Genomic DNA, 15,504 nt, shown 5'->3' with positions numbered 1-15,504 from the left:
CGCTCCGAGCTGCGCCTCGGTTCCTACAATCGCCGTATGCGCGAAATCGAAATCACCCGCGGCGGGTTCACCGTCTTCGCCCGCGTTGTCGGCGACCCCAAGGCCCCGGCGCTGCTGTACCTGCAGGGCGGGCCGGGGTTTCCGGCGCCGCGCCAGCGCTTCGCGTGGATCACCCACGCGCTTGAGCGTGGCTACCAAGTGGTGCTCTTGGACCAGCGCGGCACCGGCCGCTCCACCCGCATCGACGCCGCTACACCTTCGCTTATCGACGCTAAAGTGCTCACGCAGCTGCGCGCCGACGAGATTGTCGCCGACGCCGAAGCGCTTCGCGAGGAGATGGGGCTGAAACGGTGGGACGTGCTGGGGCAGTCCTTCGGCGGGTTCTGCCTGATGCACTACCTGGCCGCGCACCCGGAGGGTGTGGGCAGGGCGTTGTTTACCGGAGGTGTGCCGTCGATAAGCAAGGGCGCGGACGAGGTGTACCGTGCGACGTTTGCCAAGCTGAAGCACCGCAACCTGCAGTTCAACGAGCAATACCCGGCCGCCGAGCGGATGGTGCGCGAGGTGTGCCGCCACCTGGAGGCACAGGAGGAGCTGCTGCCGACGGGGGAGCGCCTCAGTGCGCGCCGGCTACGCACTGTGGGCATCGAGCTGGGCCGCGAGGGTGGCTTCGAATCCCTGGCGCGGCTGTTCGAGGCACCGTTCCACCAAAACGGGCGCCTGCGCACCGATTTCCTGGCGGAGGTGGGCGAGCGCGTCAGCTTTGCCAAAGGCCCGCTGTACGCCGCGGTGCACGAGAGCATCTACGGCGGGACGGTGCCGGGTGCGACCAACTGGGCGGCCGAGCGGGTATCGGCCGAGTTGGACGGGTTCAGCCCGCACGCACACCCGGACGATGCGGAGTTCTACCTCACCGGCGAGCACATCTTCCCGTTCCAATTCGATGAGGATCCGGCGCTGCGCCCGTTCGCACAAGTCGCCCACGACCTGGCGGAAAAGGACGACTGGCCCAACCTGTACGCGGGATTGGGCAGCGACTACGACGCGTACGCGGCGGTGTACACCGACGACATCTTCGTCCCGCGCGAGCTGTCGCTCGAGACCGCGTCGGCGATCGGCGCGCAGGTGTTCGAAACCGACCAGTTCCAGCACGACGGGCTGCGCCGCCACGGCGAGGCGGTGCTGGGCCGCCTGCTGGACATGGCGGGAGTGTAAAGGGGCCTAGAGCTCCGGCAGCTCGTCGCCCACGGAGGGGTAGGACGGCTGCGCGCCGGGCCGGGTGACGGAGAACGCGCCGACGCGGCACGCGAAGGCGGCGGCGTCGGCCATGCTGTCGCCTTCGAGGATGCGGTGGCAGAACGCGCCCGCGAACGAGTCGCCGGCGCCGACGGTGTCCACCGCCTCCACCTTGGGCGAGTCGATGTGGGTGAGCCCCTCGGCGGTGGCGACGAGCGCGCCGGCGGAGCCGAGGGTGAGCACCACGGAGGCGAACCCGGCGTCGAGCAGGCGGCGGGCCAACTCTTCCGGGGTGCCGGCGCTGTCGAGGCCGAGCTGCTGCAAGATCAGGCCGGCTTCGTGCTCGTTGGCCATGAGCGGATCGGCGGCAAGCAGCGCCTCGCGCGGCACGTCGACGACCGGCGCCAGATTGATCACCACGCGCCCGCGCGCCAGCTCCACGGCGCGCGCGAAGCCGTCGGCGGGGATCTCGCCCTGCAGCAGCACCAGCTCGGCGGTTTCCACGGCGTCGGCGTGCCTGTCCACGAACTCCGCGCCCACCCGCGCGTTCGCCCCCGGCACCACCAGCACGGTGTTCTCGCCGTTGGCGGCGACGGTGATCACGGCCAGGCCGGTGACGTCCTCGACCTCTTCGACGTGGCGCATGTCCACCCCGGCCTCGCGCAGGATTGCGGTGGCGGGGTCGGCGTTGGCGTCGGTGCCTGTCGCGCCGACGAGCACGACCGGGGTGCCCAGCTTCGCCGCGGCGACGGCCTGGTTCGCGCCTTTGCCGCCGGCGGTGATCCCGCCGCCGGAGCCCAGCAGGGTCTCACCCGGGGTGGGGTGGCGCTCCACGTTGACGGTCAGGTCGGCGTTGATGGATCCGACGACGCACATACTCATGGCCGTCAATCTACAGCACAGCGGCGAGCAGCTCGCGCGTGTACGGGTGCTGCGGCGCCGCCCAGATCTCCTCGGTCGCGCCCTGCTCCACGATGCGCCCGTGCCGCATCACCGCCACGGTGGGGCACAGCTCGCGGGCGACCTTCAGGTCGTGGGTGACAAAGATGAGCGTGTGCTTGCCGACGGTATCGCGCAGCAGGTCCAGCACCTGGTCTTGGATGGTGGCGTCGAGGGCGGAGACGGGCTCGTCGGCAAGCAAAATGCTCGGGCGCGGTGCCGCGGCGCGCGCAATCGAGATGCGCTGGCGCTGCCCGCCCGAGAATTGCCTAGGTGTGCGGTCGCCGGTGCCTTCCAGCCCGACGCGCGCGAGCACCTCGTCGGCGCGGGCGGCATCGACGCCTGCCTCGCGTATCGACGTCCTCACGGCCATCCGCGGATCCAGCGACGAGTACGGGTCCTGGAAGACCATCTGCACGTCGCCCGCAACGTTGACGGTGCCGGCGGTCGGCTCGCGCAGGCCGGCGATGATGTGCAACAGCGACGTTTTGCCGGAGCCGGACCCGCCGACGATGGCGAGGCGCTCGCCGGCGCGCACGGTGAGGGTGACGTCGTCGACGGCCAGGGTGTGCCCGCGCCGCAGCGAGACCCCGCCGAGGGTGACCACCGGCTCGCCGAGCGCTGTCGGTGCGGCGGGCGGGCCGGGCACCGTGGCCGCGGCGAGCGCCTTGGCGTAGTCGGAGTCCGGCGCCATCATGCGCCCGCCCTTGAACACGAGCACCCGGTCGGTCATGCGGCGCACCACGGCGAGGTCGTGGGAGATGAACAGCAGCGCCATGCCACGCTCGCGCACGAGGCGGTCCAGAAGCTCCAGGATCTCCGCCTGCACGATGGCGTCGAGGGCGGTGGTGGGCTCGTCGCAAATCAGCGCGTCCGGGTTTTGCGACAGGGCCAGCGCGACGAGCACGCGCTGGCGCTGCCCGCCGGACAGCTCGTGCGGGTAGGCGCCCGGCCGGTCCACGCCGACCTCGCGCAAAAGCTCGCGGGAGACGAGTTTGCCGATTTTCTTCAGCGGGTCCAGCGCCGTCATCGGCTCCTGGAACACCATCGCGACCTTTTTGCCTCGCACGCGCCGGCGCACGCGGTCCGGGGTGCCCACCATCTCGGTGCCGTCGACGGTGATGGAGCCCTCCGCCGGCAGGTCGGTCAAACCCATGATGGACAGGGCGGTGACGGACTTGCCGGAGCCGGATTCGCCGATGATGCCCACGCGTTCGCCCGGCGCGACGGAAAAGGTGATGTCGTCGAGGATGCCGGGGATGGAAAGGTGTTTAACGTCGATCATCAGCGTGTCCCAGAAGGTTGAAGCCCAGCACGGTCAGCGCGATTGCGGCACCCGGCCACAGCGCCAGGTGCGGGGAGGTGGCCAGGTACGGCTGGGAGGCCTGCAGCATGCGGCCCCAGGAGGCGTAGGGCGCGGGCGCGCCGAGCCCCAGAAACGACAGGCCGGCTTCTGCCAGGATGGCCAGGGCGACCGCGACGGAGACCTGGGTGAGCACGAGCGGCCAGATGTTCGGCAGCACGTGCCGCCACGCGATCAAAGGCCCGGAGACCTTAGCGATGCGCGCGGCCAGGATGTAGTCGCGCTGCATGACCTGCATGGTGCCTGCGCGGGCCACGCGCACGAAGGCGGGGATGCCGGCGATGCCGATGGCCAGCACCACAATCCAGATGGAGGCGCCGAACACGGCGGTGAACACAATCGCGAGCAGCAGCGCGGGGAAGGCGAGCAGCAGGTCGGCACCGGCCATGACAAACCTCGACGCGCCGCGCCGCATCCCGGCCCAGATCCCTAGCGGCACCCCGACCAGGCCCGACAGCGCGACCGCACCCACGGCCACGGTCAGCGTTAGCCGCGCGCCGTCCATGACGCGCGAGAGAATGTCGCGGCCGAACTGGTCGGTGCCCATCCAGTGCGTCGCGGAACTACCTTGCAAGCGCGCGGCGACCTCGGTCTGTAGCGGGTCGTAGGGCGTCCACACGAGCGACAGCAGCGCCGCGAAGGCCACCAGCGCGACGATCGCCGCGCCAACTTTGCGCTGCCAGCTCATGCCTGCCTCCGAATCCGCGGGTCCACCACCGTGTAGGTCAGGTCCACGATCAGGTTCACCACCAGGGTGAACGCCACGATGACCATCATCACGGTTTGGACGGTGGCCAGGTCGCGGTTGCCTACTGCGTCGAGAAGCATGGTGCCCAAACCGGGGATGGTGAACACCCGCTCGATCACCACGGCGCCCACCACCAGCGACGCCAGCTGCACGCCGACGACCGTGATCACCGGCAGCGCGGCGTTTCGAAGCGCCGAGGTGAACAGCACATTGCCTATCGACGCACCAAGGGCCCTGCCCGTCCTCACATAATCTTTGCCCATCTCCTCGCGCACCGAGGCTGCGACGTAGCGCGTGAGGATCGAGGCCTGCACGAGCGCGAGCGAGGCCACCGGCAGCACCGCGTGCGCCGGCGTGCCCCAGCCGTTGGCCGGCAGCCAGCCCAGGCGCACCGAAAACAGCGCGACCAGCGCGATGCCGACCAGAAACGACGGCACGATGATGCCCACCTGCGACAGCGCCCCGACGAACGCGCCGTCGGGGGAGTGGGTGCGCCGCGCCAGGTACACGCCCACCGGCACCGCGACGGCGAGCGAGACCGCCATCGCCACAAGGGTGAGCGTGAGCGAGACCCCGGCGCGCTCGATCACCGTGTCGGTGATGTCTTTGCCGGAGGACATGGAGATGCCGAAGTCGCCGGTGAGAAGGCCCGAAACCCAGTCGATGTACTGCACCGGCAGCGGCTTATCCAGGCCCAAGCGGGCGGTGAGCTCCGCGACGGCCTCCTCGGTGGCCGAGACGCCCAGCGCCACGCGCGCCGGGTCGCCGGGAACGGCGCGCAGCAGGGTGAAGATGACCACGCTGGCCGCGGCGAGCAGCAGCACGAAGCGCAGGATGTGTTTTGCCAGCGTGCGGATCATTTCTCCACCTCGTTCAACGGCAACGAGTCGGTGACTACGTTCGGGTCCAGGCCGGACACCCCGGGGGCGTAGAGCACGATGTTCGGCGCGTTGGCCAGGGTCAGCGCCGCGGCGTCGTCCATGATCTGCTCCACTGCACCCGCCATGTCGCCGGCGGCGATGCGCTCGCGCACCACCGCGTTGTCGTAGCCCAGGTAGTAGTCCGGGTTGCCAAAGAGCATGGGCACGTCGCGCGGCTCCACGTGGGCCACCAGCGAGGCCTGGTAGTCGTGGCCCTTGAGCACTTGGTTCAGCCAGACCGCGGGGAATTCGACGGTTTCGAGGCGCACGCGGAAGCCGACGTCTCGAAGCTGCGAGTACAACAGCTCGCTCGCTTCCTGGGCGTAGGGCCGGTTGGGCACGGTGATGGTGATCTCCGGGGTTCGCCCGGCGAGCAGCTCGCGGGCCTTGTCCGGATCGAAGGGGTAGAAGTCGCGGCCCGGGTACCAGGGGTCCGTCGGCGGCACGGGGGCGCCGCCGGTGTCGGTGGCCAGGCCGTTGTAGACCACCTCGTTGACCGCCGCCCGGTCCACCGCGTACGCCACAGCGCGGCGCACGTTCGGGTCGTCGAAAGGCGCGCGGGTGTTGTTCATGGAAAGCAGCACCTCGCCGTTGGTGGTGCCCACCTCGACGCGGATGTCCTCCGGCAGCGTGTCGATCAGCTGCGGCGCCTGCATGCCCCACACCACGTCCGCGTCGCCCACGCGCAAGGCGTTGACGGCGGAGACCGGGTCGTCGAAGTAGCGGATCATCCCGTCGCGCGCGACGTCGCCGCCCCAATAGTCCTCCCGCGCGTCGAACTCGATGGCCTCGCCCACATCGAAGCGGGCCACGGTGTACGGCCCGGTGCCCAGGGGAGCGGTCGCAAGCTTGTCGACGCCTGCCGGTGTCATCATCGCCCCCGTCAGGGTGCCCATGGACCACAGCCACGCGTCCTCGGCAGCGGTCCCGCCCTCGACGGTCACGCGCAGCGTCCGCTCGTCCACCACCTCGACGTCTGTGACCGGATCCATCTGGGCTTTCAGCCCGTTGGTCCACTCATTTTGCACGTAGTGGATGGAAAACGCGGCATCGTCCGCAGTAAACGGTTTGCCGTTGGCGAAGGTGACGCCGTCGCGCAGGTGGAAGGTGAACGTGCCGCCATCGCGCTCCACACGTTCGGCGAGGTGGGGCACGGGGGCACCGGAGGCGTCGATACGCACGAGCGTTTCGTAGACATTGCCCACGAGCGCCTGGGGCGCGGCCGCGCCGCCGGTGGTGGTGAAATCCAGCCCGGCCGGTGCGCCGGAGGCGGCCACGACCACGTTGTCGCGCGGCACCGAATCGCCGCACGACACTAAGGGGAGGGCCAAGGCGACAGCGGCCGCCAGAGTCCTTACATGCATGGAGGAGAGGTTAGCGGATCTCTGATTCCGCCTGGAACCACAGCGGGGATGAGTGCCCGCGCACGTTGTTCAGACCGAAGGACAGCTTGTCCACGCGGAAGGTGTGCACCGCGGCCTCGAGCACGTCGCCGTTGTGCGTCAGCGCCTTGATCTTCACGCGCAGCACCGGGGCGCCTTCGGCGATGCCCAGCTTGCCGGCGACGTCGGCATCCGCCTGCTCGATAGTGAAGGCGCGGGAGATGTTGTTGAAGTCCGCGCCGGCGCGGATGAGCTCGCGGTGGATGGACTGCTCGGAGGTGTCCACGGATTCGATGACCTCCGAGAGCACCGGCAGAAACGCCATCTGCTCAATCACCATGGGCTCGCCGTCGGCGCTGCGCACGCGGCGCACAACGAAGACCTCGTCGCCGGGGGTGATGCGCATGCACTCCGCCAGCTCCTCGCTGGCGGTGTCCAGGCCGAACTGCTCCATGTCCTCGCTCGGGTCCTTGCCCATGCGGAAGATCCAGGAGGTGTTGGACAGGATCTCCTCGAACGTCTCGGTGCGCGTGTTCGACAGCACCAGGGAGCGGCGGCCGCGGCCGGAGGACAGCAGGCCCTCGGCGCGCAGGGTGGCCACGGCCTGGCGCACCGGCCCGCGGGAGGTGTTGAACTGCTCGCACAGCTCCACCTCGCTGGGCAGCGACTCGCCGGCCGGGATGTGGCCGGCGAAGATCTCGTCGCGCAGGTAGTCCGCGATCTCCTCGTGCTGCTGCGGGCGGCGGAGTGGGCCGGTAGGCAGTTGCGCCATGTGCAGGATCACGTCCTTTTTCGACAACCGGGTATGTAACGACACCCGATACTAAACCAGCCGACGAATAACTCCTATTAGTTGGAGGCCTGTCCCGATTAACCCCAGGCTTCGGCGAGGATTTCCATGGACCGGCTCACCTCGTCGTGGCTGCCGGCCTGCAGCGAGATCATCAGCTCGTCGGCCTGGGCAGTCTTGCGGAACGCCTCCAAGTACTCGGCGACCTGCTCGCCGGTGCCCTCGGCGGTGTAGCGCAGCATGTCGATGATCTGGCGGCCCTGGTACGAGTTGACCACGGTGTCCAGCTGGTCGTCGGAAAGCTGCTTGCCCTGGCGCCCCATAAACGCGCGCACGCGGTTGCGGTGCACCACCTTCGTCTGGCGCTTCGCGTCCTCCTCGGTGTCGGCGGCGGTGACGTTGACCGCGGCGATACAGTACGGCTCCGGGTGGCGCTCGGACGGCTGGTAGTTGTCGCGGTAGTAGGCGGTGGCCTGCTCCAGGTGCTGCGGGGCGAAGTGGGAGGCGAACGCGTACGGCAGGCCCAGCTGCGCGGCCAACGAGGCGCCGAACATGGACGAGCCCAGGATGATCAGCGGCACGTTGGTGTTAAAGCCCGGCATGGCGGTCACGCCCGGCAGCGGCGAGGTGTTGGACAGCCACGCCTGCAGCTCCTGGACGTCCTGCGGGAAGTTCTCGGCGGCGCGCGGGTCGCGGCGCAGCGCCCGGCCCAGGGTCTGCTGGTCGGTGCCGGGCGCGCGGCCCAGGCCCAGGTCGATGCGGCCGGGGTAGAGCTCCTCCAGCATGCCGAACTGCTCGGCGATGACGTACGGGGAGTGGTTCGGCAGCATCACGCCGCCCGCACCGAGGCGGATGCGGCTGGTCTTCGCGCCGATGTGGCTGATCAGCACCGCCGGCGACGAGGAGACGATGCTGGACATGTTGTGGTGCTCCGCGTACCAGATGCGCGAATAACCTAAGGCCTCCGCCTGTTGGGCGAAGGCCACGGAGCGCTGCGTCGCCTCGCCGACGGATTCGCCGGGGTAGCGGGTGCAGAAATCGATGAGCGAAAGTGGGGCGTTCATGCGCCCCACCGTACTAGTCCCTGGTTTGCAGGACGGGGACAGCGTCGCCCTCCGCCGAGAGGTCTTCGCCCTCGACGGATTCCATCGTGCCCGGGATCATGGCGGGCTTGGGGCGGACAAAGTCCACGACCAGGCCGATGACGAAGGCGATGACCACCGGCACGACCCAGCCGAGCCCGGCGTCGAACATCGGCGCCCACTGCACAATCGGGGTCAAGGCATCCGCGCCCCACTCCAGCGAGATCAACGTCTCGATCGCGGACCACACCACGGCCGTCCACAGCGGCAGGAAGAACGCCCAGCTGAAGCGGGTGCGGGCGCGGAAGGCCGGCTCGATCAGGGTCAGGGCGATCAGGGTGATCGCCGGCGGGTAGAGGAAGCCGATGACCGGGGCGGCGATCGTCATGACGAACTCGAGGCCCTGGGTGGCGATGATCATGGAGGTCACGGCGAAGATGACGGCCCAGACGTGGTAGGAGCCGGGGAACTGCTCGGAGAAGTACTCGCCGGTCGCGGTGATCAGGCCCACCGCGGTGGTCAGGCAGGCCAGCAGCACGATGGCGGAGAACACGGCCTGGCCGGCGCCGCCCATCGTCAGGTTGGCGGCCTCGGCGAGCAGCCCGGCACCGTTGTCGAACTCGCCGGCGTTCGGCATGACGCGGCCGATCAGGCCCAAGCCGATGTAGACCAGGCCCAGCATGATGCCTGCGCCGACACCCGCTGCGATGGTGCCGCCGACCAGCTCCTTGCCCTCGTTGAAGCCCCGGTGGCGCAGGGTGGAGATGACCACGATGGAAAACGCCAGCGCGGCGATGGAATCCATGGTGAGGTAGCCCTCGAGCAAGCCGGCGGTCAGCGGGCCATCGTCGTACGGCTCGTTCGGCGCGGCCGGTTCGGCGCTCCAGCGGAACGCGGCCACCGAGATCATCACGACCAACAGCACCAGAAGCGCCGGGGTGAGGAACTTGCCCAGCTTCTCCATGATGGTGGTGGGGTTCCAGGACAGCGCCAGCGCGATGCCGAAGAACAGCACGTTGAACACGCCGGAGGAGGCGAAGGACTCGAAGCCGAACAGCGGGGTGATCGCCGTTTCAAAAGAGACGGCTCCGGTGCGCGGCAGCGCGTAAAACGCGCCGATGGACAGGTACGCCAGCACCGGGAAGACCACGCCGAAAATCGAGCCGGCGCGCTGCGCTAGGTCGCGCAGGTTCGAGCCTGACAGCGCGATGGCGATCACGGCCAGCACCGGCAGCAGGGAGGCGGTGGTGAGGAAGCCGAACAGCGCCGGCCAGAAGTTGTCGCCCGCCTCCACGGCCAGCATGGGCGGGAAGATGAGGTTGCCCGCGCCGAAGAACATCGAAAACAGCGCCAGCCCGGTGACGACGATCGCGCTGGTGGAGCGCTTCGAGCCGCCTTCGGGCTGTGATGCCACTGTGGAACCCATGGTCGTTCCTCTCTAGTTGGGTTGAAGTTCCCTAGAGTTTAAACCACCCGACCGCTAGATGGGAACAGGGTTCCATGAAGTGGGATGCTAAAGCTTTGCGACGGCTCCGCCCATCCGCCGCACCGCTTCCTCCAGGATCTCCGGCGAGGTGGCGAAGTTCAGCCTTGCGCGGTGCTCGCCGCCGGGTCCGAAGTCCACGCCCTCGTTCATGGCCACCTTCGCGTGGCGGCGCAGCCACGCGGCGGGTTTTTCGTCGACAAGCTTGGTGTTCTTGAAGTTCAAAAACATCAGGTAGGTCGCCGCCGGCACCTCAATCTCGATGCCCGGCACCGCCTTGGGCAGGTTTTCCACCAGCCAGTCGCGGTTGGCCTTGAGCTGCGCGATCTCCTCGTCCAAGAACTCGCGGCCGTGGTCGTAGCAGGCCTCCGCCGCGACGATGCCCAGGGTGCCCACGCCGTCCTTGGCCACGCCCGACATCGCGTTCCAAGTCTTAACGTCCTCGTCGTTGGAGAAGATCATCTGCGCGCACTTCAGCCCCGCGACGTTCCACGCCTTGGACGTCGCGGTGACCGTGATGCACACGTCCGGGTTGTTCGCCGCGGCGCAGACGTGGGTGCCGTCGTAGACCAGCGGGGCGTGGATCTCGTCCACGATCACCCGGGCGTTGTACTTGCGCGCCAGCGCGCAGACCTCGTCGAGCTGCGATTCGGTGAACACGTAGCCGCCCGGGTTGAACGGGTTGGTCACGATGATGCTGCCCGCGCCGTTTTGGAACGCGGTTTCCACTTCCGCCAGATCCAGGCCCCCAGCGGAGCTGACGTCGATACGCTTGCGCCCCGCAACCTCCGCCACATCCAGGAAGGGGAAGTAGGCGGGGACCGGGACCACCACATCGCCCTCGGTGAAGTACTGGATGGCCAGCATCACGCCGCGCACCACGTCCGCGACCGGGAAGATCCGCTCCGCGTCCGGGCGCCAGCCGTAGCGCTCCGCGTAGAAGTCGGAGACGGCCTCGCCGAGGCGGTGCGCGTGCGGGGCGGGGGTGTAGCCGAACATCTCGCGCTCGGCGGCGTCCACGATCGCCTGCTTCACAGCGGGCGCGGTGGGAAAATCGCTCTCCGCGATAAACAGCGGCAGCACGTCAGGGTTGAACTGCGTCCACTTCCTCGTGCCGCGGGCTTGCAGGGTGCTTAGGTCGGGGAATTGCATGGGGCCTACGGTAGCCATCATCTTCTCTGCGTTGGGTCAGCGCCCACGCGGCGAACACCGCGGCGGCGAGCAGCGTCCACCACACCACGGACGACATGACCCAGTCGCCGAGCACCCGGTCGCGTCCGGCGATGGTGTCCATGTTTTTAAACTGCGAGTGCGGCACGAACACGGTGGAAAGGCCCAGGTAGGTGAGCATGGTCAGCAGCGCGGCGACGTCGCGGCGGCGCCAGGCGAACTCGCCAATGATGAACACGCCCGGCAGCATCCACGCCCACGCGAACGGCGGCGCCCAGGAGGACACGGTGAGTGCCGCGAGCGCAAGGCTGACCGCCGCCATCGGGGCCTCGTCGCGCTGAATAAAAACGCGGGCGGCGTAGATCAGCGCGCCGCCGACGACGAGCACCGCGAGCACCCACAGCGCGCTCGCGCCGTCTGCGCCGGTAAACCGTTGGGCGGCGCCGAACAGCGTGAGGTTCTGGGCCTGGGAGAGGTCGTAGCGCTCGCCGATGTGCCACAGGTAGTCGGTGAAATACGCGGCGGTCATGCCCGGTTGCGCCACCGCACCCAGCGCGGTGAGGGAGGCGAACGCGCCGCCCATCCAGCCGAGCGCCCGGTAGTCCTTGCGGAACAGGAAATACAGCGCGAAGATCACCGGCCGCAGCGTGAATGCCGCGGCGATGCCGGTGAGCATTCCCTTGGGTACCCAGCGCTGGAATTGCGCGGGGCGGGTCCACCACAGGTCCGTGGCCACGAACGCTACGGCGAAAATGGCCAGCTCGCCGTAGTAGAAGTTGAACCGCACCGGGTCCAGCCACAGCACCGCCGGCAGCAGCACCGTCGCGCAGGCGACCGGCGACGGCCAACGGAACCGCCTGAACAGCAGGTAGATGATCCACCACACCGCCAGCGTGCCCGCGATGGTGTGCAGCGCCTCCCACGTGCCCATCTCGCCCGCGCCGAGCAGCCGGCCAAACAGCATGGTCACCGGCGGGTGCAGGAAGTAGTCCTGCCGCCCGTCGGGGTAGCTGAACGCCACCGAGTAGATGTCCGGTTCGGCGAAGAAACCGTCGCCCGCCCCGCGCAGCATCTGCAGGTGCTCCAGCGGGTGGAACACGCCCTCATACGCTGACAGCATCGGCGATTCCATCTTGCGCCACCAGGCTGTTGCAAACGTGCACAGCACCGCGTAGGCCACCAGCGGCGGGAAGGCCACGAACTGGGTGAACCGCAGGGGCTTTTGCCTATCGACGAGCACGAATCCCCGCGCCTGCACCCACATCACAAACACCACCAAAATCGCCCACACGACCAGGCTGGACTGCGCCAAGTCGCGCACGGTGTACGAATCCGGGGTGGTGGACATCGGGTTCATGATCTGCTTGTGCGGGATGAAGATCGTGGAGATGGTCAGATACACCGCTACCAGAAACGGCGGCCACGGGTTGGCGTTGCGGATGCCGCCGACGACCATGATGATGCACAGCGGAACCACCCACACGTAGTGGTGCTGCCAGGTGATCGGGGCGACGAGCAGCGACAGCAGCGCGACGCACAGCACCGCCGCCTCGTTGGCGCGGGCGGCCAGCAGGCGTCGCAAGGCCAGCAGCGCGAGCGCGATGATGCCGGCGAACATGATCGCGGTGAAGTAGGTCTGCGCCGCTTCCGGCACGTACCGGGCCACCAGGCCGCGGGCGGACTGGTTGTGCGAGCGGTTCAGCCCCAGCACGCCGGACATCTGCCCGATCTGGGTGGTGAAGTAGTACGCCAGCGCCTCCGGTTTCAGCGCGCCTGCAACACCCAGCGACATCACGCCGGTGAGAAACGCCGCGGCCAGCGCCTTCCAGTTGCGCGTGAAGATGAAGTACAGACCGAACAGCGCCGGCGTCATCTTCACCGCGGCCGCGACGCCGGTGAGCACACCCGTGGGTAGGTACTTGCGCTTCGGCGAATCCCACCACAGGTCCGTGAGCACCAGCGCCATGAGCACGATGTTGACCTGGCCGTGGTGGAAGGTGTTGTGGACCGGGTCGACCCAAAACGCCAGCGGCAGCGCCACCAGCGCCCACTTGCCGGCGTCGTCGATGCGGCACTTGCGCAGCGTCAGCGTGATCACCCACCACAGGGCTGCCAGCGACACCAGCGAAAACACCACCAGGCCCACCGTCTCCCCGAACAGCGTCAGCGGCGAGAAAAACAGCAGCGACGACGGCGGGTACGAGTACGGCAAATCGCCCGCCGTACCCGTGTTGATCAGGGACTCGTAGACGTTCGGGCTCGCCCAGAACGCCTTCGCGCCGCGGTAATAGACCAAAAAGTCCTCCACCTCGCGCCGGTCCGTGCTGTAGAAGGGCACGTAGCTGTGCTGGTACCAGCCAATCAGCAAACTGAGCAGGCACAGTACAAGCGCCACCGCCATCATCGGCACAGAGAGGATTACTTTTCGCACAAATGGGCATACTAGGGGGTGAGCGCGCCGCCCGCGGGCTAGCGCCTACTGTTCGGCTTCCGCATCTTCTTCGTCCCCGCCGTCGACGTGGAACCCGAACGCCTTCAGGCGCTCCCTGTCCGCAGCGGACGAAGACGCCGTCAGGCGCAACAGCTCGGAGTAGATGCCGCCGGAGACGGCCAGTTCGGAAGGCGAGCCGATCTCGTCGACGTGGCCGTCGCGAAGTGTGATGATTGTGTCCACACCCGCGATGGTGGACAACCGGTGCGCGATCATGATGGTGGTGCGTCCCTCCATCAGCTGGTCCAGGCCGGCCTGCACGGCGCGCTCGGCCTTGGTGTCCAGGGCGGAGGTGGCCTCGTCGAGGATCAGGATCGGCGCGTCCTTGAGCATGGCGCGCGCCACGGCCACGCGCTGGCGCTGCCCGCCGGACAGGCGCAGGCCACGCTCGCCGATGACGGTGTCGTAGCCGTCGGCGAACTTCATGATGAACTCGTGCGCGTTGGCCCGCTTCGCCACCTCCACGACTTCCTCCAGCGTCGCGTCGGGCTTGCCGTAGGCGATGTTCTCAAACACCGACCCGGAAAACAGCGCCGCCTCCTGGAACACCACACCGGTGGTGGCGCGCAACTTCTCCACATCCAGCTCCGAGATCTCCTCGCCGCACACGCGCAGCCGGCCGCGGGTGATGGGGTAGAGGCCCAAAAGCAGGTTCACAATGGTGGATTTGCCGCCGCCGGATTCGCCGACAAGGGCGATGGTTTCGCCTTCGTGGGCGGCGAAGTTGACGCTGTGAAGCACGGGCTCACCCTCGGTGTACTCGAAGGTGACGTCCTCAAACGCGATCACCGGCTCGCGCACCTGCAAAGGAGCCTGCTGCTTTGCGACGACCTCCGGCATGCCCGACGCCTTCGTCGCCTCGACGAGCTGCCGGTTCGCCGTCGGCTCGACCGGCTCGTCCATCACATTGAAGTAGTCGCGCGAGCCGGCGATGGCGCGCTGCGCGGAATCCACGATCCAGCTCATCATCGTCACCGGCTGGCGGGCCATGGTGACCATCTGGATGAGCATGACCATCTCGCCGACCGTGAAGTGCCCGTGCAGGGTGCGGGTGAACAGGATCAGGTAGATGCCCAAGAAGATCAGGTTCATGGCCACGCCGCGCAGGGTGTCCATGGAGTGCCACCAGCGCGACTGGGGGCGGGTGATGTCCACAGTGTTGGTGTAGTGGCGGCCGAACTTCTCCAGCTCGCGCACCTCGGCGCCGTAGGACTTGGTCACCTTCACCTGGCCCACGACCTCGGCGAAGCGGCCGTTGCCTTCATCGATGTTGGCGTTTTTCTCCTTCTCAAAGACCTGCCAGCGCTTCGACGTCAGCGCGGTGAGCCAGGTGTAGAGCGGGAACAGCAGCGCCAGCAGCACTGTCAGCGGCCAGTAGTAAAAGGCGGTGATGCCCAGAATCGCCACCACCTGCATCAGCATGGGCAAGAAGTTGTTGGTGAACGACTGGATGAACTGCGTGACGTTGGCGATTGAGCGGTCCAGCCGGGCGATGATGGTGCCGGTGACCTGGTTGTCGTAGTAGCGCTGCGGCAATGCCAGCAGCTTGGCAAAATACCGCGTGGACAGGATCTGGCGGATCCGCGCGACCATCACGTCGCCCAAGTAGCCGGAGACGTTGCGCAGCACCGAAGCCATGGCCTCGGCGGCGAACAGCGCCACGGCGAGCCAGATGACGGTTTGGGTGGGGTCGGGCAGGGAGGCGTCGCCAAGTTTGGCCACGATCGTGTCAGTCGCCTCCCGCAGCAGAAACGGGGTGACCAACCCTAAACCAGCCACCAGCGTCGACACCGCCACAACCGCGATATAGAAAGGCCAGAGGGCGGAAGCGCTGCGGACAACGCGCATCAAAGACTGCATAATTTCGACACCCTACTAGGGCTGTAAAGTGGTGCAGCAA

The 15,504-nt window shown here is 67.8% G+C and carries 12 protein-coding genes; 1 reads left to right on the top strand and 11 read right to left on the bottom strand.

Going from position 1 to position 15,504, the window contains the following annotated elements; translation table 11 throughout:
• Positions 1-36 precede the first annotated feature (36 nt).
• Positions 37-1,215 (top strand): alpha/beta fold hydrolase, encoded by a 1,179-nt coding sequence (locus tag ACX1NL_RS08995; RefSeq protein ID WP_458897958.1) that lies wholly within the window; start codon positions 37-39, stop codon positions 1,213-1,215.
• Positions 1,216-1,221: 6 nt separating this feature from the next.
• On the opposite strand, the gene ACX1NL_RS08990 is transcribed toward ACX1NL_RS08995, so the two are convergent.
• The 11 genes from ACX1NL_RS08990 to ACX1NL_RS08940 all read right to left on the bottom strand — a co-directional run bounded on the left by ACX1NL_RS08990 (position 1,222) and on the right by ACX1NL_RS08940 (position 15,464).
• Positions 1,222-2,118, bottom strand: coding sequence for a ribokinase (locus tag ACX1NL_RS08990; protein WP_458897957.1), 897 nt, complete (start codon positions 2,116-2,118; stop codon positions 1,222-1,224).
• Between the two features lie 10 nt (positions 2,119-2,128).
• On the bottom strand, positions 2,129-3,460 hold the full coding sequence (locus ACX1NL_RS08985) for an ATP-binding cassette domain-containing protein (protein WP_458897956.1): 1,332 nt from the start codon (positions 3,458-3,460) through the stop codon (positions 2,129-2,131).
• Positions 3,447-4,226 carry an ABC transporter permease gene (locus ACX1NL_RS08980; RefSeq protein WP_311389681.1) on the bottom strand — a complete coding sequence of 260 codons (780 nt, stop codon included), beginning with the start codon at positions 4,224-4,226 and terminating at the stop codon, positions 3,447-3,449. Before ACX1NL_RS08980 ends, ACX1NL_RS08985 begins: the two co-directional genes overlap by 14 nt.
• The gene (locus ACX1NL_RS08975) at positions 4,223-5,146 is read right to left on the bottom strand and encodes an ABC transporter permease (RefSeq protein ID WP_458897955.1); all 924 of its coding nucleotides are present in this window, start codon (positions 5,144-5,146) and stop codon (positions 4,223-4,225) included. Before ACX1NL_RS08975 ends, ACX1NL_RS08980 begins: the two co-directional genes overlap by 4 nt.
• Positions 5,143-6,570: an ABC transporter substrate-binding protein gene (locus ACX1NL_RS08970; RefSeq protein ID WP_458897954.1), complete on the bottom strand. Its 1,428-nt coding sequence runs from the start codon at positions 6,568-6,570 to the stop codon at positions 5,143-5,145. Before ACX1NL_RS08970 ends, ACX1NL_RS08975 begins: the two co-directional genes overlap by 4 nt.
• 10 nt (positions 6,571-6,580) lie before the next feature.
• Positions 6,581-7,360 (bottom strand): GntR family transcriptional regulator, encoded by a 780-nt coding sequence (locus tag ACX1NL_RS08965; RefSeq protein WP_458897953.1) that lies wholly within the window; start codon positions 7,358-7,360, stop codon positions 6,581-6,583.
• Between the two features lie 98 nt (positions 7,361-7,458).
• A complete protein-coding gene (locus tag ACX1NL_RS08960) occupies positions 7,459-8,442 on the bottom strand; it encodes an LLM class flavin-dependent oxidoreductase (protein WP_239306256.1) in 984 nt (327 codons plus the stop codon).
• Between the two features lie 13 nt (positions 8,443-8,455).
• Positions 8,456-9,886 (bottom strand): branched-chain amino acid transport system II carrier protein, encoded by a 1,431-nt coding sequence (gene brnQ, locus ACX1NL_RS08955; protein ID WP_458897952.1) that lies wholly within the window; start codon positions 9,884-9,886, stop codon positions 8,456-8,458.
• A gap of 87 nt (positions 9,887-9,973) precedes the next feature.
• Complete coding sequence (locus tag ACX1NL_RS08950) at positions 9,974-11,095, bottom strand: MalY/PatB family protein (RefSeq protein WP_458897951.1); 1,122 nt, start codon at positions 11,093-11,095, stop codon at positions 9,974-9,976.
• Positions 11,028-13,544 carry a glycosyltransferase 87 family protein gene (locus ACX1NL_RS08945; protein WP_458897950.1) on the bottom strand — a complete coding sequence of 839 codons (2,517 nt, stop codon included), beginning with the start codon at positions 13,542-13,544 and terminating at the stop codon, positions 11,028-11,030. The genes ACX1NL_RS08950 and ACX1NL_RS08945 overlap by 68 nt, the downstream gene beginning before the upstream one ends.
• A 45-nt stretch (positions 13,545-13,589) precedes the next feature.
• Positions 13,590-15,464: an ABC transporter ATP-binding protein gene (locus tag ACX1NL_RS08940; RefSeq protein WP_458897949.1), complete on the bottom strand. Its 1,875-nt coding sequence runs from the start codon at positions 15,462-15,464 to the stop codon at positions 13,590-13,592.
• Between the last annotated feature and the right edge of the window lie 40 nt (positions 15,465-15,504).

This window comes from Corynebacterium sp. CQ3829_602738, from assembly GCF_054478435.1.
The sequence above is the reverse complement of the archived record's forward strand: the minus strand, read 5'-3'. Positions and strand labels throughout refer to the sequence as shown.